The 17733-nt window shown below is 60.0% G+C and carries 18 protein-coding genes; 8 read left to right on the top strand and 10 right to left on the bottom strand.

What is annotated here, in order from left to right:
- The first annotated feature begins 69 nt into the window (after positions 1-69).
- Positions 70-492 carry a tellurite resistance TerB family protein gene (locus ACR3E2_RS16135; protein ID WP_209598583.1) on the top strand — a complete coding sequence of 141 codons (423 nt, stop codon included), beginning with the start codon at positions 70-72 and terminating at the stop codon, positions 490-492.
- A gap of 26 nt (positions 493-518) precedes the next feature.
- Here ACR3E2_RS16135 and dacB read toward each other — a convergent pair whose 3' ends face one another.
- The 3 genes from dacB to ACR3E2_RS16120 all read right to left on the bottom strand — a co-directional run bounded on the left by dacB (position 519) and on the right by ACR3E2_RS16120 (position 3184).
- Entirely contained in the window at positions 519-1997 is a 1479-nt protein-coding gene (gene dacB / locus ACR3E2_RS16130; RefSeq protein ID WP_480483273.1) for a D-alanyl-D-alanine carboxypeptidase/D-alanyl-D-alanine endopeptidase, read from the bottom strand.
- A gap of 66 nt (positions 1998-2063) precedes the next feature.
- Positions 2064-2684, bottom strand: a complete 621-nt coding sequence (locus ACR3E2_RS16125; protein WP_480483271.1) for a nicotinate-nucleotide adenylyltransferase — start codon at positions 2682-2684, stop codon at positions 2064-2066.
- Between the two features lie 32 nt (positions 2685-2716).
- Positions 2717-3184, bottom strand: coding sequence for an MOSC domain-containing protein (locus tag ACR3E2_RS16120; protein WP_480483269.1), 468 nt, complete (start codon positions 3182-3184; stop codon positions 2717-2719).
- A 140-nt stretch (positions 3185-3324) separates the two neighbouring features.
- Between ACR3E2_RS16120 and ettA the strand changes: the two genes are divergently transcribed.
- A complete protein-coding gene (ettA, locus tag ACR3E2_RS16115) occupies positions 3325-4992 on the top strand; it encodes an energy-dependent translational throttle protein EttA (RefSeq protein ID WP_480483267.1) in 1668 nt (555 codons plus the stop codon).
- 749 nt (positions 4993-5741) lie between these two features.
- Here ettA and ACR3E2_RS16110 read toward each other — a convergent pair.
- A complete protein-coding gene (locus ACR3E2_RS16110) occupies positions 5742-6341 on the bottom strand; it encodes an REP-associated tyrosine transposase (protein WP_480483369.1) in 600 nt (199 codons plus the stop codon).
- 136 nt (positions 6342-6477) lie between these two features.
- A complete protein-coding gene (locus ACR3E2_RS16105) occupies positions 6478-6948 on the bottom strand; it encodes a hypothetical protein (RefSeq protein WP_480492797.1) in 471 nt (156 codons plus the stop codon).
- 499 nt (positions 6949-7447) lie between these two features.
- Here ACR3E2_RS16105 and ACR3E2_RS16100 point away from each other — a divergent pair, with 499 nt between their 5' ends.
- Together ACR3E2_RS16100 and ACR3E2_RS16095 are read left to right on the top strand one after the other, a co-directional pair.
- Positions 7448-7654, top strand: a complete 207-nt coding sequence (locus ACR3E2_RS16100; RefSeq protein ID WP_209506380.1) for a cold-shock protein — start codon at positions 7448-7450, stop codon at positions 7652-7654.
- Between the two features lie 168 nt (positions 7655-7822).
- A complete protein-coding gene (locus ACR3E2_RS16095; protein ID WP_209506382.1) occupies positions 7823-8377 on the top strand; it encodes a L,D-transpeptidase in 555 nt (184 codons plus the stop codon).
- An 18-nt stretch (positions 8378-8395) separates the two neighbouring features.
- Here the strand turns inward: ACR3E2_RS16095 and ACR3E2_RS16090 are convergent, their stop codons facing one another.
- Positions 8396-9022: an arylesterase gene (locus ACR3E2_RS16090; RefSeq protein WP_480483262.1), complete on the bottom strand. Its 627-nt coding sequence runs from the start codon at positions 9020-9022 to the stop codon at positions 8396-8398.
- Positions 9023-9087: 65 nt separating this feature from the next.
- Here ACR3E2_RS16090 and ACR3E2_RS16085 point away from each other — a divergent pair, with 65 nt between their 5' ends.
- Positions 9088-9783, top strand: a complete 696-nt coding sequence (locus ACR3E2_RS16085; protein WP_480483261.1) for an ABC transporter ATP-binding protein — start codon at positions 9088-9090, stop codon at positions 9781-9783.
- Positions 9780-12308: an ABC transporter permease gene (locus ACR3E2_RS16080; protein ID WP_480483259.1), complete on the top strand. Its 2529-nt coding sequence runs from the start codon at positions 9780-9782 to the stop codon at positions 12306-12308. Before ACR3E2_RS16085 ends, ACR3E2_RS16080 begins: the two co-directional genes overlap by 4 nt.
- Positions 12309-12310: 2 nt before the next feature.
- Here the strand turns inward: ACR3E2_RS16080 and ACR3E2_RS16075 are convergent, their stop codons facing one another.
- A complete protein-coding gene (locus ACR3E2_RS16075; protein ID WP_209598591.1) occupies positions 12311-12757 on the bottom strand; it encodes an RrF2 family transcriptional regulator in 447 nt (148 codons plus the stop codon).
- A 93-nt stretch (positions 12758-12850) separates the two neighbouring features.
- Between ACR3E2_RS16075 and ACR3E2_RS16070 the strand changes: the two genes are divergently transcribed.
- Positions 12851-13420, top strand: coding sequence for a gamma-glutamylcyclotransferase family protein (locus ACR3E2_RS16070; protein ID WP_480483257.1), 570 nt, complete (start codon positions 12851-12853; stop codon positions 13418-13420).
- Between the two features lie 47 nt (positions 13421-13467).
- Here the strand turns inward: ACR3E2_RS16070 and gltX are convergent, their stop codons facing one another.
- Both gltX and ACR3E2_RS16060 read right to left on the bottom strand, forming a co-directional pair.
- The gene (gene gltX / locus ACR3E2_RS16065) at positions 13468-14793 is read right to left on the bottom strand and encodes a glutamate--tRNA ligase (protein ID WP_480483255.1); all 1326 of its coding nucleotides are present in this window, start codon (positions 14791-14793) and stop codon (positions 13468-13470) included.
- 75 nt (positions 14794-14868) lie between these two features.
- Positions 14869-15303: a DUF1801 domain-containing protein gene (locus ACR3E2_RS16060; protein ID WP_480483253.1), complete on the bottom strand. Its 435-nt coding sequence runs from the start codon at positions 15301-15303 to the stop codon at positions 14869-14871.
- 116 nt (positions 15304-15419) lie between these two features.
- Here ACR3E2_RS16060 and ACR3E2_RS16055 point away from each other — a divergent pair, with 116 nt between their 5' ends.
- Entirely contained in the window at positions 15420-16352 is a 933-nt protein-coding gene (locus tag ACR3E2_RS16055; RefSeq protein ID WP_480483251.1) for an MBL fold metallo-hydrolase, read from the top strand.
- Between the two features lie 4 nt (positions 16353-16356).
- On the opposite strand, the gene ACR3E2_RS16050 is transcribed toward ACR3E2_RS16055, so the two are convergent.
- Positions 16357-17688 (bottom strand): NAD(P)/FAD-dependent oxidoreductase, encoded by a 1332-nt coding sequence (locus tag ACR3E2_RS16050; RefSeq protein ID WP_480483250.1) that lies wholly within the window; start codon positions 17686-17688, stop codon positions 16357-16359.
- Between the last annotated feature and the right edge of the window lie 45 nt (positions 17689-17733).

Genomic DNA, 17733 nt, shown 5'->3' with positions numbered 1-17733 from the left:
TAGGTGTTGAACCTCACCGCCCCCCCTCATATCGTGCGCGATCAGAAACACCCAAGCAGGATGCCCCGAATGACCGAGCAAGTTCCCCACCCGATGTCCCCACAGGATTGCCTTGTGGCGATCATGGTTGCGATCTCGGCCTCCGACGAAACCATCCGAACCGCCGAGCTGGTCAAGATCGAGGTCGCCGTGAACATGTTGCCGGTTTTCGCCGGGTACGACATCGACCGGATGCGCCACGTGTCGCAGGTCGTGTTTGACCTGTTCGAACAGGAAGACGGGCTGGATGCGCTGTTCGGCCTGATCCGGGACAACCTGCCCGAACGCCTGAACGAAACCGCCTATGCCCTGGCCTGTGACGTCGCTGCCGCTGACGGAACGCTGGCCGAATCCGAACTGCGCCTGCTGGAAGAAATCCGGTACGAGCTGGACATCGACCGCCTGCACGCGGCCGCGATCGAGCGCGGGGCCCGGGCGCGCCATACTGTCTGACGCCTGCTTCAGGCCGGTTTCAGGTTTCAGCTTCCGTAAAGTGCCCCCCAGCGCTCCAGCAAGGCGCGCTGCAATTTCCGTGATCTGCTGTTCCAGCTGCGTGCACCATCCGGGCGTTCACGCTGCGCGCGTGGGATCGTGGCGCGATGATCCACGTCGGCGGTGAATATCGCGAATGCCAGATCGACCCCGTCCGCAGTTGTCAGGAAACCGCCCAACCCGGATACAAAGTTCAATGTTCCGGTCTTGGCATCAACCTTGATCGGGTGGTTCTTGACGGGCCGCCCGTTCCGGTCGGTCAGTGCAAAAGGTTTCATCAGGGGCCGCAACATCCCCGACTTCTGCGTTGCAACAAGGGCCGCAACCAAATCCGCCGGTACCATGCGAGAGGCATCGCTCAGGCCCGAATGATCGACCATGGCGATCCCGGTCACGCCGAAACGACTGGCGGCCCACCGGTTCATCTCGGCTGCCGATTCCGCCAGGGTGTGCGGGTCAACACCGCGCGCCCTGGTCGCGGCCAGCCCGACCATCTCGGCCGTCAGGTTGGTCGAGTATTTCAGCATCCCGCGCAGGACATGGTCCAAACTGTCGCTGCGATGCACCACAAGATCAACACCCCGCACGCTCTGGTGTGTCACCTGAACACGCTTCAAAACGATCCCGTTCGACCGCGCCAAGGTGCGAAACACATCACCCGCGTACAAAGCGGGCTTGCGCACCGGCAACCAGCGGGCCCCGCCATTGCCCAACGCGCCCTTGGCCACGGTCCAGCGATCCTGCCGCGCGCTTGCCTGATAGGTATAGATCGGCAGGCTGCGATCCTCGACCCGCATGGCCGAGACATCCACCGCAGGCACATAACGCGCGCTGCGGGCATCCATGGTTATGTCATAGCCATTGCCTGCGCGTTTCCATTCAAAATGGACACGATTGAAGTTCAGGGAAATGCCGCTGACAGCCGGGCTATAGCCCACATGATCCGGCTGTTCGGGATCGATGCTGAACACATAAGGCAACGCCCCGTCATAAACCTTGAACGCGCCGCGCACTTCGATAATCCCGGCCTCGCGCAAATTGGCCGCCATCGCGGCCAGCGCATCCGTATCCAGCAGCGGGTCGCCGCCCCCAACCAGAATCAAATCGCCGTGCAGAACGCCGTTCTCGATCCGGCCATCCGCCACCAGGCGGGTCTCGAACCGGTGTTCCGGCCCCAGAACATCCAGCGCATAAAGCGCGGTCATTGCCTTTCCAACGCTGGCCGGGGGCAGACTTGCGCCCTCGCCAAACACTTCCAGTTGCGCCCCGGTCGCCACATCCGCAACCGCAAACACAACTTCGCCTTTCAGGCCTGCTGCGGCCACCAATCGCTCGGCACCGCTTAATATGACCCCACGCGCCTGCGGCCTCAGCGATACAAGCGGTGCCTGCGCAAGGCCCGCTGCCGGGATCAGGGACGCCCCTAATCCCCCCAGAAACAATCGACGTGAAAAACGACCAGCCATAGCCGAATTAAAATCCCACAGATCAAAAGCACACAACCACTGTGTTAGATTATGCGCCCGTTGGGGCTATTCCGGCAACACTTCCGCGCCCCATTCCCCGCGCGTCCGAAGATCGGTCGAACTGACATCGATCATCGGCACGTTCACGAAACACCACGCCGGGGCCTGTGCCTGCCCCAGAAGATGCCGCGCCTGCCCGTCGATCCGGTACTTCGCATAAACCCGCGCCGCAGGCGACATCCGGGCCGAGATCCGCTCGCCCGGCCGCGCCACCACGCCCACCGGCACAGTGTCCATGATCAGCCGCCAGTCTTTCCAGCGATGAAACTGCGCCAGATTATCCGCGCCCATCAGCCAGACAAACCGCACCTGCGGGTAAAGCCGTCTGAGCGCTGTCAGAGTGTCCGCCGTCGCCCGCGTGCCGACCAGCGCCTCGATATCCGTCACATCCACCTTCGGATGCTGCATCACCTGACGCGCCGCCGCCATCCGCCGCGCAATCGGCGCAGGCCCCCGCTCTTTCAACGGATTGCCGGGTGACACCAGCCACCACACCCGATCCAGCCCAAAGGCCTTCATCGCCTCACGCGTTACATGCACATGGCCCCGATGCGGCGGATCGAATGACCCGCCGAACAGCCCAACGACCTGCCCGGGCCGCGCGTATGGGATGTCGTATCGCTCCATACCCTGCTGATGTTCAGAACCGGGCCGCGTTGTCAATCAATCGGTTGCACGGCGTCGCCCAGCGCAACCCGCCCCGGCCTGACAACTTCGGCGCACCATCCCCCATGCCCCCGCACGGCAGAATAGCCGCCCTTGCCCAGCGCCTCTTCCATCCGGCTGCACGGCGCACAGATCACGGTAAAGCGCAAAACGGCCTCACCCACCTGCACCTCGCGCCCCTTGAGCGCGGCAAGATTGATCCCCGAAACCACCAGATTGCGCCGCAGGGTTTCCGGGGCCACGGGTCCCTGCCCCAGATAAGACCCAATCGCCGCCAGATGCTCCTGCTGGATCAAAGAAACCGCCCGCTTGCCCGCACGGCCCCGGTCGCCTTCCAGCCCATCGGCCGAGACCACCGCCTCCCTCACCACCTCCACCCCAACCCGCCGCTCGGGCCGGACGCCTATCCATTCGACACGTCCTGGCTGCGCCCAGCCTGATATCAGTTCCGCCAGTTCCACTACTTCATGCCCCTCATACAGCCCGGCAAACCTAGCCCATGCAGATACGGGACGAAATTCACAAAACCACCAGCTTGCCCCGCCCGCCCCGCTCGGATATCCAGCGTTTCAACCCAATTTCCCGACCCAGAGGACGCGACATGGCCGCCTATCAATATGTCTACCACATGCAGGGTGTCTCCAAGACCTATCCCGGTGGCAAGAAGTGCTTTGAAAACATCCACCTCAGCTTTCTGCCCGGCGTGAAAATCGGTGTTGTCGGCGTCAACGGCGCCGGTAAATCGACGCTGATGAAGATCATGGCCGGCCTCGACACCGACTTCACTGGCGAGGCTTGGGCGGCCGAGGGTGCCAAGGTCGGTTACCTGCCGCAGGAACCGCAATTGGATGAATCGCTCACCGTCCGCGAAAACGTGATGCTGGGCGTGGCCGCGAAAAAGGGCAAAGTTGACCGCTTCAACGAGATTGCCATGGAGATCGCCGAGAATTACTCGGACGAGCTGATGGAGGAAATGACCACCCTGCAGGACGCGATCGACGCGGAAAACCTCTGGGACCTCGACAGCCAGATCGACGTGTCGATGGAGGCGCTGCGCTGCCCGCCGGACGATGCCAATATCGCCAACCTCTCGGGGGGTGAGAAACGCCGCGTGGCGCTTTGCAAGCTGCTGCTCGAAGCGCCCGACATGCTGCTCCTGGACGAACCGACCAACCACCTGGACGCCGAAACCATCGCCTGGCTGCAACAGCACCTGATCGACTACAAAGGCACCATCCTGATCGTCACCCATGACCGTTACTTCCTGGATGACATCACCGGCTGGATCCTCGAACTCGACCGCGGCCGCGGCATTCCTTACGAGGGCAACTACTCCGCATGGCTGGAGCAAAAAGCCAAACGGCTGGAGCAGGAAGCCCGCGAGGACAAGTCCAAGCAAAAGACGCTGCAGCGCGAACTGGAATGGATGCGTCAGGGCCAGAAGGCCCGTCAGGCCAAATCCAAGGCCCGGATCAACGCCTATAACGAGCTGGCCGAACAGTCCGAACGCGAAAAGCTGACCCGCGCCCAGATCGTCATCCCCAACGGCCAGCGTCTTGGCGGCAAGGTGATCGAGGTCGAGGGCCTGTCGAAACACATGGGCGACAAGCAACTGATCGAAGGGCTGGACTTCGCCCTGCCCCCCGGCGGCATCGTCGGCGTCATCGGCCCCAACGGTGCCGGTAAATCGACGCTCTTCAAGATGCTCACCGGTCAGGAACAGCCCGACAGCGGCACCATCACGCTGGGCGACACGGTCGAGCTGTCTTATGTCGACCAGTCCCGCGACGACCTGAAAGACAACGACACAGTGTGGGAGGCGATCACCGGCGGTGCCGAGATCATTCAGCTGGGTGACGCGCAGGTCAATTCCCGCGCCTATTGCTCGTCCTTCAACTTCAAGGGCGGCGACCAGCAGAAAAAGGTCTCGCTGCTGTCAGGCGGTGAGCGCAACCGCGTCCACATGGCCCGCCTGTTGAAAGAGGGCGGCAACGTCCTGCTGCTTGACGAACCCACCAACGACCTCGACGTCGAAACCCTGCGCGCGCTGGAAGACGCGCTGGTCGATTTCGCCGGCTGCGCCGTCGTTATCTCACACGACCGCTTCTTTCTCGACCGGATTTGCACGCATATTCTGGCGTTTGAAGGCGACGCACACGTGGAGTGGTTCGAGGGCAACTTCGAGGATTACGAAGAGGACAAAAAGCGGCGGTTGGGGCCTGATGCGCTGGAGCCCAAGCGGTTGAAGCATAAGAAGTTCGTTCGATAAATCGCAAAGCGATTTTCGAACGGGCGCGAGGCAGCGTCCGCATAGCGGGCGCGTTCGCGCTCCGTTGAATTGAGTGCAAGCGTGAACATCTATTGTCAATCCGCTGCACAGCTACTATATTTAGCGCTGGTAGCGGAGGTGTTCAGACCACCGCGTGGCGGACCTGAAGACCCACGGAGTGGGCAACGTCAGCGTCTACCCAGAAGCTGCAAGCGCTTAGCGGCGCTGTGTTGAAACCCTAGCGGGAAGTAAGCTAAGGCGGTCCGACAGGCCTCGTGGCGGTGCCACGAATAATCTGAGCGGGTGGCCGTCGAAAGGTAGCTCCAAGTGATCATAGGAGCATACCAAACCGCTAAAAATTGGGGCGGTATATAAACACTGAGCGAAGTTTAACGCTCATCCGGATGAGCATCGCTGAGGTAAACTCCAATGCGGTTTTCATTCAAATTGAAAGGGCGAGTGTCTTATGCCGATGTTATTGGCACTATTGCACTCTTGCTAACGATACTCGGATTTTTCGTGTGACGTTGGGCGGTCTCTGGACCGCCCTTTCTTACTCCAGAGCAATCCTAGGATGAGCGCCCGCACCCCTCACACCAACTGGTAGGCCGGGCTTCAGCCCGGCACCACTCGAAACACCCACACCTTTACCAACATCCGCCGATGAATGGCCTCAAAACCCTTCAATCGCTCTGAGGGGAATGGTGAATGCCGGGCTGAAGCCCGGCCTACGGGGGGTGTTCTTTGTGTCACGGTTCTCCGAACGCGCCGCCCGTCACACCGCCGCTCCATTCCGGATCAACCCGGCCCGCACGGATATCGCGATGGATCGACGAATACGGCCAATCGGTCGGGCGCGCCACCAACCCGTGCTTGACCGGGTTCCCCCAACAATACTCCATGTGATTGCGGTAATCCCGTTCGTCACGAATGGTATGTTCCCAAAACCGACGCTGCCAAACCGCCCCTTCGCGTTTGTTGGCCCGTAGGCCGGGCTTCAGCCCGGCATATCTGCCGGATGTGACGACGGGTAGGTGCGTGAGTTCGGGTGCCGGGCTGAAGCCCGGCCTACGGTTTGCCTTGTTCACGCCCATGGTGAACCGCGCCTTGATCGCACCCCACCGCGTGGAATAATCCGCATCGCCCAGCGGCAGGGTCCACACCGCGTGCAGATGATCCGGCAACACCACAAACGCATCACACCAAAACGGACGCTCCCGCTGCGCTTCGGCAAAAGCCCCGCGCAGATGTGCGACCTCGCGGGTCAAAAGGTCGGATGACCGGTCGGCCAGCGACACCGTAAAGAAATATCTGGCTCCGGGAATGCGGACGCGGCGATAATCACTCATGCGCGCAAGGTGGCGCATGTATGACTACCAAGTGGTTAACACACACGCCTTTGCAGGCCACTGCCGCAGGTCGGCAGGTCCACCAACCTTCGGTGTCCCATATCACAGCATTCAAGGATGATTGCAGGTGCAGCGCTTATCCGAACCGGTTGCCGCGCAGCCGCCCGACGCCGAACAGCCCTGTCAGCGCCCCAACCAGCAGCAGCCAACTGGCCGGAAGCGGCACGGACGAGACGTTCACGTCCACCGGCGTTTCTTCGGACCCGGGCTCATTGCACCACAGCTCACAGAACTCGGGCCCGGAGTCCTCCTCGACCTCTGTCCGTTCAGCCAGAATCTCGGGCAAACGCTTGGGTCCTCCTAGCTCGACAAGACGACGACGTCTTTCCTTACGGCGCGGATTCTCCTTCGCGAAGACCGGTGCCTTAAGCTCGTGTTCAAATTCGAACATGTCGTAGAGTTTGAGCCCGCCTTCACGCGCGCCCGGCGTCGAACCCTCTGTCCCATATGGAACAGTCAGGGCCTGCGCGGCTCCGGCCCAGCACAACAAGGTTATCGTACAGACAACTTTCATATCCGCCCCCACGGCTGCCTGAAAGTATAGCACCGGATCGCAGATTTTCCAAACATAGTGATTAATGAATAATAACCGTCAGTTGTGAGAAGACCCCCCGCTCAATGGGTCAGAACAACACTGGTTCTGAACACGTGCCTGCAACGAAAAAGTGTCACTCTCCCGCGCAGGCGTGGCCCGTGGTGACCGCTCCGCATGGCTGACCGGGAAAGTGTGGGTCCGGTTTTTTCACCGCCGTCGCGCGTATCAACAGACAGGGTGGTCAGAGCGCTCGGGACGCTGTCAAACACCGCCAAATCAGCCTGAAACCCATCAGCGGATTCTTGTACATATTGGGCTTTCTGCCCTCTGGCCCCTGTACAATCCGTACAAACCACTCTTGCCACAGGCTTACCTCAATGCCATATGCAAGGTGCTAACGTTTTTCTATTTCGACCTACTGTCTCCTTCTACGGCGCTCAGTCTATCGATCCAGACCTACGACGCCAGGCTGCCGCAACTCCGTGGGCAGCACCAAACAGGAGACACGGATATGCCAGCAGGCACCGTAAAATGGTTCAACACCACCAAAGGCTACGGCTTTATCGCGCCCGAAGATGGCGGCAAGGACATCTTCGTCCACATCTCGTCCGTCGAACGCTCGGGCCTGACCGGTCTGGCCGACAACCAGAAAGTCACGTACGAACTGCGTTCGGGTCGTGACGGCCGCGAAAGCGCCGACAACATCCAGCTTGCATAAGCTATTGAAAGGATGAGGGAAACCCCTCATCCTTTTGTTCAACCGCTGCCGTTTCGGTGGCTGTTTGATCACATCACGGATGCGTGATGCTTGCCCCAGAATTGACCAAATAACATATCATGATGAAACTGACTCTTAGGTTTCATTGGTCAATTGATGAGGGTTTCGATGTTTACACGCCGAGTTTTTCTGGCCGGAACAGCGGCCACGCTGCTGCCAGGCATCGCCAGTGCAAAGAAAGCGGTCGAGTATGATCCGACACCGCAATTCGTGCGCATCAAAAAGCAGTTTCTGCCCGGGCAGCTGCTGGTCGCCCCCCGTTCATTCTATCTTTACTATGTCACCGAACCACGCAAAGCGATCCGCTATGGCTGCGGCGTCGGCAAGGCAGGTCTGGAATTCACCGGCACCGCTACCATCGATGTGAAGAAGGAATGGCCGACTTGGCGCCCGACCCAAGAGATGATCCAACGCGATCCGGTGGCCTACGCAAAATTCAAGGACAATGACTATGTCCAGCCGGGAGGTGGGGATAACCCTCTCGGCGCGCGCGCGATGTATTTGTTCCAGAACGGTGTCGATACCTATTTCCGAATCCACGGCACGACACAGCCACAAACCATAGGCAGGGCGGTGTCAAACGGGTGTATTCGGATGCTGAATGAACATGTCATCGATCTGTATAACCGGGTCCCCATCGGAACGGTTGTTACGGTCGTCTGATCGCTATCACGGGGATGGCTAACCTTCCCCGCCCGCCTGCGTCACGAGTTGCAGCACGGACGGACCCATTGCGTCGACGATCTTCGCCACCCCTGCCGCATTTGGATGAATGCCGTCCGATTGCATGAAGTGCGATACGGCCGCGGGGTCGCCCTCCGCTGCAAGCCCCTCGAAGAAACTGCTGAAAAACAGGACTTCAAACTCCTGCGCCAGCGCAGGGTACATGCCATCGAATGCCCGCTTGTATTCAGCACCGTAGTTGCCCGGCGCCTGCATTCCGATCAACAAGACAGGAACCTTCGCATCGCGTGCAACCTCAAGGATCTTGCGCAGATTGGCTTGCGAAACAGCAGGATCGATCCCGCGCAACACGTCATTCCCGCCTAAGGCAACGATCATTCCGTCCACATCCGGTGTCAGGGTCCATTGCACCCGTGCGGCACCACCCGCCGTTGTATCGCCCGAGACACCGGCGTTGATAACCCGGACATCTGCGCCCTGCGCCTGCAACCAACGGTCAAGCTGGGGAACAAACCCGTTCTCCTCCACCAGCCCGTAGCCTTGCGTCAGCGAATCCCCAAGGGCTGCAATCGCCACCTGTTCGGCTGTGGCCGCAAAACCGCAGAAAACAAATGGACTTGCCATCAAAACCTTGCGCAATACGGTGATCACTCCATATCCCAAAAACCGCTCCTTTATCGGGAAGACCCATGACGCCTGCTGTTCTCGCTCTTCAGAATGCCGCTTTATCGCTGGATGGCAATGCCGGGCGGGTCGTTATTTTGCATGACATTACGTTGACCGTGAACAGGGGGGAAACGCTGGGGCTGATCGGGCCATCGGGGTCGGGAAAATCGTCGCTGTTGATGCTGATGGGTGGGTTGGAACAGGCAACAAGCGGTCAAATCTTGGCCTTGGATCAGAATTTGACAAGCATGGACGAGGACGCCCTGGCGCGGTTTCGGCGCGACAACATGGGCGTGGTGTTTCAGAATTTCCACCTGATCCCAACGATGACCGCGTTGGAAAACGTGGCGACACCGCTGGAACTGGCAGGGCACAAAGATGCGTTTCACCGGGCCGAAACTGAACTGAATGCCGTGGGATTATCGCATCGCCGCGATCATTACCCAGCACAGTTGTCGGGTGGCGAGCAGCAACGAGTTGCCCTGGCGCGCGCATCGGCACCACGCCCCAAGATCTTGCTGGCGGATGAACCGACCGGGAATCTGGACGAAACAAACGGTGCCGCGATTGTCGATCTGCTGTTCGGGCTTCGGCGCAAATATGATGCGACGCTGGTTCTTGTAACGCACAGCCGTTCGCTGGCTGAACGATGTGACCGTGTGATCCGGCTGCGCGACGGCAGGATTGCCGACGAGACCCGGCAGGAGGCCGCAGAATGAGCCTTCGGCTCGCCGCGCGGCTGGCCCGTCGAGAGCTGCGCGGGGGCCTGCGCGGGTTTCGCATCTTTCTGGCTTGTCTGGCCTTGGGCGTCGCAGCCATCGCAGCCGTCGGATCGGTGCGTCATGCGATTCAGACCGGGCTGACCCGCGAAGGGGCATCCCTGCTGGGCGGCGATGCCGAGCTTGAGTTCACTTATCGTTTTGCCACTGAGGCCGAGCGCCTCTGGATGCAACAGGCATCCGAGCAGGTGTCCGAGATTGTCGATTTCCGCTCGATGGCGGTTGTACCCCGCGACACCGGGCCGGAACGTGCGCTGACCCAGGTCAAATCTGTGGATAAGGCTTACCCGCTGGTCGGATCGGTTAAGCTGGAGCCGGATATCACGCTGAGCGACGCCCTGAATGGCAGGGCCGGATTACCCGGTGCCGTTATGGAACCCGTTCTGATCGACCGGCTTGGTTTGTCGGTCGGTGATCACTTCGCGCTAGGCACGCAAGAGTTCATTCTGATGGCCGCACTTCGGAATGAACCCGACAGCGCCGCGGCTGGTTTTGCCTTGGGGCCACGTACAATGGTGCGTACCCAAGCGTTGCAGGCATCTGGCCTGCTGGAACCCGGAACGCTTTTTTCGACCAGGTACCGGCTGACCTTGCCCCAAAACGCGAACCTGTCGGAGGTGTCCGCACGTGCCAGCGCGGCGCTTGAAGGCTCGGGGATGCGCTGGAGCGACGCGCGTAACGGCGCGCCGGGCATATCGGAATTCGTCAACCGCCTGAGTGCCTTTCTGGTCCTTGTCGGGTTGTCGGGGCTTGCCGTCGGTGGCATCGGTGTGTCCGCCGCCGTACGGGCCTATCTGAGCCAGAAAACGGAAACCATTGCGACATTGCGGACATTGGGCGCGGATCGCTCCACCATTTTTCAAACTTACATGATTCAGATCGGGGTGCTGTCCCTGACTGGCATTGTAATTGGACTGCTACTGGGCGGGATGGCTCCGCTTTTGCTGGCGCCGCTGCTGGAAAACCGATTGCCGGTTCCAGCAGTGTTTTCTCTGTATCCGCAACCGCTGATCGAGGCCGCACTTTATGGCCTGCTGACAGCATTTCTGTTCACGCTCTGGCCGCTGGCCAGAACCGAAGATGTGCGCGCCGCAACTCTGTTTCGCGATGCGCTGAGTGCGGCTCGTCCCATCCCACGCGCAACTTACGTCGTGGCAACCGGGTTTGGATTGGCCTCCCTGATCGTGATTGCGTCCTGGTTCAGCGGCTCTACTCGCCTAACCCTGTGGACCAGTGGCGGACTTGCGGGCGCACTGATCCTGCTGGCGCTCGCAGCCTATGCCATTCGCAAACTGGCACGGGCCGGAACACCTTTGGCGCGGGGCCGCCCTGCCCTGCGATGGGCCTTGTCCGCCATCTCTGATCCGCGTGAAGGCGCGGGGTCGGTGGTTTTGTCGCTTGGCCTGGGTTTGTCAGTGCTGGCGGCGGTTGGGCAGATTGACGGAACGCTGCGCAATGCGATCTCCGGCAATCTGCCGGAAGTGGCGCCTTCATACTTCTTTGTCGATATTCAAAAAGACCAGATGCCCGGTTTTACCGAACGGCTGCAAACCGATCCTGCTGTCAGCCGCATTGAAAGCGCACCAATGCTGCGAGGGATCATCACTCAGATAAACGGCCGCCCCGCGCGCGAGGCAGCCGGAGATCATTGGGTACTGGAGGGAGATCGCGGCGTCACCTATTCAGCCCGACCCCCGGCAAATGCACGGGTGACAGCGGGGGAATGGTGGGCCGAGGATTATTCTGGCGCACCACAGATCAGCTTTGCAGCCGAAGAAGCCGAAGAGATGGGTCTGAAACTCGGCGATCAGATAACTGTCAACATCCTGGGGCGGGATATCACCGCAGAGCTGACCTCAACCCGAGAGGTGGATTTTTCCACAGCGGGTATGGGTTTTGTCATGTCGATGAACCCGTCGGCGCTGGCGGGCGCACCACATAGCTTTATTGCGACGGTATATGCAGAAGAACAGGCCGAGGCCGCTATTCTGCGAGATCTTGCGGGCCAGTTCCCCAACATCACGGCCATCCGTGTGCGCGACGCCATTGACCGTGTTTCGGGCCTATTGGCAGGGATCGCCGCTGCTACCTCGTATGGCGCGGGCGTGTCTTTGTTGACCGGATTTCTGGTTCTGATCGGTGCGGCAGCCGCCGGTGAACCCGCTCGCAGATACGAGGCGGCAATCCTCAAGACGCTGGGGGCTGACCGTGGCCGCATCCTGCGCAGTTTTGGACTGCGCTCGGTCCTGCTGGGTGCCGCGGCGGGTTGCGTCGCCTTGCTGGTTGGCATCCTGGGCGGCTGGGCTGTGGCCACCTATATCTTCGACACAGGTTTTACCGTGATCTGGTCTTCGGCCATTGGCATTGTTCTGGCCGGTGTCGGCGTCACGCTCTGCGCAGGATTTGCCTTCGCACTGCGCCCTCTCTCTGCCCGGCCAGCCCGCATTTTGCGGGCCAGCGACTAAGATCAGCGTATGCAGGCCACGGGCTGCAACAGCTTCAGCAACGGGTCGTTGTCACAAACCAGCGCATCCAACGACACTTCGTCCAGAGATGCATAGAAAACCTCCGCCGCATCCTGCAATGCCAGCCGCAGCCTACAGGCATCGGTCAAAGGACAGGTGTTATCCGCATCCGCAAAACACTCGGCGATGGGCAAGGCCCCTTCGACATGCCGAAACACCGCGCCGATCCGGATTTGGCTTGCCGGGCGCGCCAACGACATACCGCCGTTGCGGCCGCGCTGAGTGCTCAGGTAATTCAACTGGCTTAACTGGTTGATCACCTGAGCCAGATGGTTTTCCGAGATGTTGCAGACTTCGGCGATCTCGGCTTTGGTGACCAGCCGGTCCGGGTGTGCGGCGCAATACATCAACAGGCGCACAGCGATATTCGTCCGTTTGGTAATCCGCATGAGGGCCTCCCTGAATAAAAGATGAAGCCTTATTGCATGTCGCGGAAAAAAGCGGTTTGACATACATCAATCGACCCAAAGGACACCTCTCGCATGGCCGACCCCTATTTCTTTGGCTATGGAAGCCTTGTGAACCTCGCCACACATGATTTCCCCGACCCCCGCCCGGCAAAGCTGAAGGGTTGGAAACGCGCATGGCGTCATACCGATCTGCGGCCGGTCGCGTTCCTGACAGCTGTCCCGGACCCGGAGTCTGAAATTGAGGGAATGATCGCGCATGTCCCAAGGAACGACTGGGCTGCGCTGGATGAACGGGAATGGGCCTATGACCGAATTCCGGCAACCCGGTCGGTTTTACATCCGCTGACACATGACGTCGAAATAGCGGTCTACGCCGTCCCGCAGGGTCGGCACAACGAGCCCAGCAACCGCCATCCCTTGCTGCTCAGCTATATCGACGTTGTCGTGCAAGGCTATCTGCGGGCATTTGGAGAGGACGGGGCAGACCGATTCTTTGCAACAACCAGCGGCTGGGATGCCCCGATCCTGAATGACCGGGCCGAGCCCCGTTACCCACGACATCAACAACTGAAACCAGCCGAACGTGACTTCGTTGATGATCGACTGATCAGACTGTCGGCCCGGATTGAGCAGCTGGCATAAAAAGGGTCGCGCCTGGGCACGACCCTTTTTTCTGGAATAGTAGCGGTTTACCCGCGCGCGCGGATCACCTGCAGCAACGGCAGCAACGCAGCCATTTCCGGGCCACGTTCGGCACCGGTCAACGCCTTGCGCAGCGGCATGAACAGACCTTTCCCCTTGCGGCCTGTTGCCTCTTTCACGGCATTGGTCCAGGCCCCCCAGGTGTCGCCATCAAACGGGCCTTCGGGCAGCAGCGACATGGCCTGAGCGATGAACTCGCGATCTTCATCCGCAACCAACGGCTCGGCACCATCACGGCACAGGTCCCACCACCCTTTGAGGTCGGCTAAAGTGGTAATGTTTTCCCGCGCCATGGCCCAGAACGGCTCGGCCAACTCAGCAGGCACCCCGGCATCCGCGACAGCATCGGCCACATTCGCCAGCGGCAGCGATTGCAGGTATTTCGCGGTCAGCGGGAACAGGTCCTGCACGTCGAACTTGGTCGGCGCGGCACCAAACCGGCTCACGTCAAAGCCGTCGATCAACTCGGCCATTTCCGAGCGCAGTTCGACCGGATCGGACGAACCCAGACGCGCCATAAGGCTCAGCAGTGCCATCGGTTGCACGCCCTGTTCGCGCAGATCGCGCAGGGCCAGCGTACCCAGGCGTTTCGACAGAGCTTCGCCCTGCGGGCCGGTCAGCAGCGAGTGATGCGCAAAGCGCGGGCAATCCCCGCCCAGTGCCTTGATGATCTGAATCTGGGTCGCAGTGTTGGTCACGTGGTCCGAGCCGCGCACGACATCAGTCACGCCCATTTCAGTGTCGTCTACCACCGAAGCGATAGTATAAAGAACCTGCCCATCACCACGGATCAGCACCGGATCAGAAACCGAGGCCGCATCGATCGAGATGTCGCCCAAAATACCGTCGGTCCACTCGATCCGTTCGTGATCCAGCTTGAAACGCCAGACACCGTTGCCACGTTCCGCGCGCAAGGCATCCTTCTCGGCATCCGACAGGTTCAGCGCGGCTCGGTCATAAACCGGCGGCTTGCCCATGTTCAGCTGTTTCTTGCGCTTCAGGTCCAGCTCGGTCGGCGTCTCAAACGCTTCATAGAACCGCCCCATCGCGCGCAACTTGTCAGCCGCTTCGGCGTAGCGGTCCAAACGCTCGGATTGACGCTCGACACGATCCCAGTGCAAACCCAGCCATTCAAGATCCTGTTTGATGGCATCGACATATTCCTCTTTCGAGCGTTCGGGGTCGGTGTCATCGATGCGCAGGATGAACGTACCGCCTGCTTTGCGGGCGATCAGATAGTTCATCAGGGCGGTGCGCAGGTTGCCCACATGGATGTAACCGGTGGGCGACGGGGCGAAACGGGTGGTTGTCATGGGTGTCTCCTGTTGGCGCGGCTCTTGTCACATGGGCGCGTTTTTGTCCAGCCGCCGCTTGATCCCTCAGGTGATTCAACGCGGTTCCACGGGCCATATCCTGCCAAGGTCGTCCAACCCGGCGCGGATGAGTTCCGACAGAACCTGCATGTCGATATCCGCCAGCGTGTTCACATACAGGCAGGACTTTCCCAGCTTGTGCTTGCCCAACCGGGCAAGAATGCCGCCAAAATCCGCGTAACCCGGCATGATATAGATCACCAGCGCCGACTTGCGCGGGGAAAATCCGGTTGCAAGAAATTCGCCCTCCCGGCCCGAGGCGTAGCGATAGTGATAACGGCCATACCCTATCATCGACGGGCCCCACATGACCGGATCAAACCCGGTGGTGGCCCGAAACAGTTCATCCAGAGCGCGCGCCTCCTCGGCCCGACGTTCTGATTGGACCGAATTAAGGAAATCTTCTACGCTTTGATCCGTTGGAACGGTTTTGTTCTGCGATCGCGACATGAACAAAAATTAACACGTATTGTTCATCCATGCACCCTACGTGGATGTCGTAACATCTGGTCAGAATCTCACAACGTTCTAGTTTTTCTAAAGGTGTTCTGACAGGGAGAACGATAATGACAATCAAACTTACGCGCCGTGCCGCCTTGGGAACTGCTGCCGCCTTGCCGTTTGCCACGGCAGCAGCGCCGGTTTTGGCCGCAGGCTCTGACGCCAAGGCCAACTCGACCATCGCCAAATCCTTCAAGGTCGGCGACTTTACCGTCACGACCCTGCTGGATGGCAGCCTGCCGCGCGACGGCGCCAAGGATATCTTTGGCGGTGGCGCGTCTGATGAAGACTTCGCAAAGGTTTCGGCAGAGAACTTTATTCCCGCCGACACCGCCCAGTTCTTCTTCACCCCCTCACTGGTCAACACCGGATCGGAACTGGTGTTGTTCGACACCGGTCTGGGGCAGGGTGGCATTCAGGCCGCTTTGGCCGATGCAGGTGTCAGCCCGGATCAGATCGACGTTGTCGTGCTGACCCATATGCATCCAGACCATATTGGCGGCATGACAACGGATGGCGCACCGACCTTTTCCAACGCACGCTATGTGACCTCGGCAACGGAATACGATTTCTGGTCCGCGCAAGAGGCCGGAAACAATGTCGGTGATCTTGTGGCCGCAAAAGTCACGCCGCTGGCCGAGAAGATGAGCTTTATCGGTGATGGAGAGCAAGTGGCGTCGGGCATAACTGCGGTTGCGGCCCACGGCCATACTCCGGGCCATACGGTCTATCATCTGGAGAGCAACGGACAGCGCCTTCTGCTGACAGCGGATTTGGCCAACCATTACGTGTGGTCCTTTGCCCATCCGGAATGGGAGGTTCGGTTTGACATGGACAAGGCCGCCGCGACAGCCGCGCGCCGTAATGTTCTTGGCATGCTGGCAGCCGACAAGGTGCCGATGGTCGGCTATCACATGCCCTTCCCTGCCGCGGGCTTTGTCGAGACACGAGGCGAGGGCTTCCGCTTTGTTCCGGTCAGCTATCAGATGATGGGCTAAGCCCCTAGTAACCCGGATCCGGTCGCACCTTTGAGCCGTCGGTGAACCGAGACAGGCGGAACGCGGTCGGATCCACACAAGGGGTTGAATCAGTGACAAGGTCAGCCGTCAGGCGGCCGGCGCCGGGCCCGATGCCAAAGCCGTGGCCGGAAAAGCCCGTGGCGATATACATACCCGGCATGTCATCCACGCCCGAGATTACGGGAATGGCGTCGGGGGTAACATCAATCATACCCGCCCAACTTTGGACGATTTCACTGTCCTGCAAGGCAGGGAACCCTTTTCGTGCACTGGCCCAGGCTTGTCGCAAAAACTTCTGCGAAGGTTCAGGATCCAAAACCCGGCACAGCTCGAACGGGGTCACGTCGGTCGGCAACCATTTTCTGTTCTGACGGGCCTCGATAGCCCACTGTTTTGACCAGCGAAAACGCAGGGATTTCCATTCCTGCGCAAAGGCAAAACGAAACTGCAACCCCAGCCGGAAACTGTCTGGCACGATATCGACCGTGTTCTGATGTCCCGACGCGATGGTGTGCCCGCCATCTGCGCGCTTTCGGATCGCAAAATCATCCGACCATAGCGCAGTTTCGGGCCCATCTTTCACCGGAGAGGTCCGCAGAACTGTGTTCAGAACCTTAAGCTGCGGCAGGTTGATACCTGCATTACCCGCAAACAGACGCGACCACGCACCCCCCGCCAAAACCACGCGCCCGCAGGCGACCTTGCCGCGTTCGGTGAATACACCAGCAATACGCCCATCCTGAATGTCCACACTTCGCACAGCGCAGCCTGTCATGATCACAGCACCTAGACGACGTGCGGCTTCGGCAATGGCCGGGGCGGCCCATTGCGGTTCAGCCCGCCCGTCCTGCGGCATGTACAGAGCAGATGTCAGGCCGGTTTCGTGCCCGTGCAACAACTCTGCCAACTCGCGTCCCGACACCATTTTTGCCCCGGTCTGCAATCCTTCCACATGGCACATCCAACGCTTCAGGTTGACTTCTCCCCGCTTGCCGGACGCGCCGAAAAGAATGCCGGATTGCGCATAGCCGGTATTGCCATCCAGGCGGGCATCAAGGGTCTGCCAGATCCGCAACGCCTCTTGCATCAGGGGAATTTCGCGGGGGTCACGCATGCCCAAACGCACCCACCCCCAATTGCGCGAGCTTTGTTCAGCTGCAATCTGCCCCTTTTCGCACAAAAGGACGGAAGCGCCGCGTTCAGCCAGTTCCAGCGCGGTTGAAACGCCGATTATGCCGCCGCCAACAACGACAACATCAACAGATTTGGGAAGGGCAAGATCGGATTCTACGGGGTTCGGTTTTGGTGCCGTCATAAATACGCAATACTCTGTCGCCTGAACCCGTATGGGGACCAAGAC

The organism is Ruegeria sp. AL7 (assembly GCF_056536105.1).
This window is presented reverse-complemented; position numbering and strand designations above follow the sequence as displayed.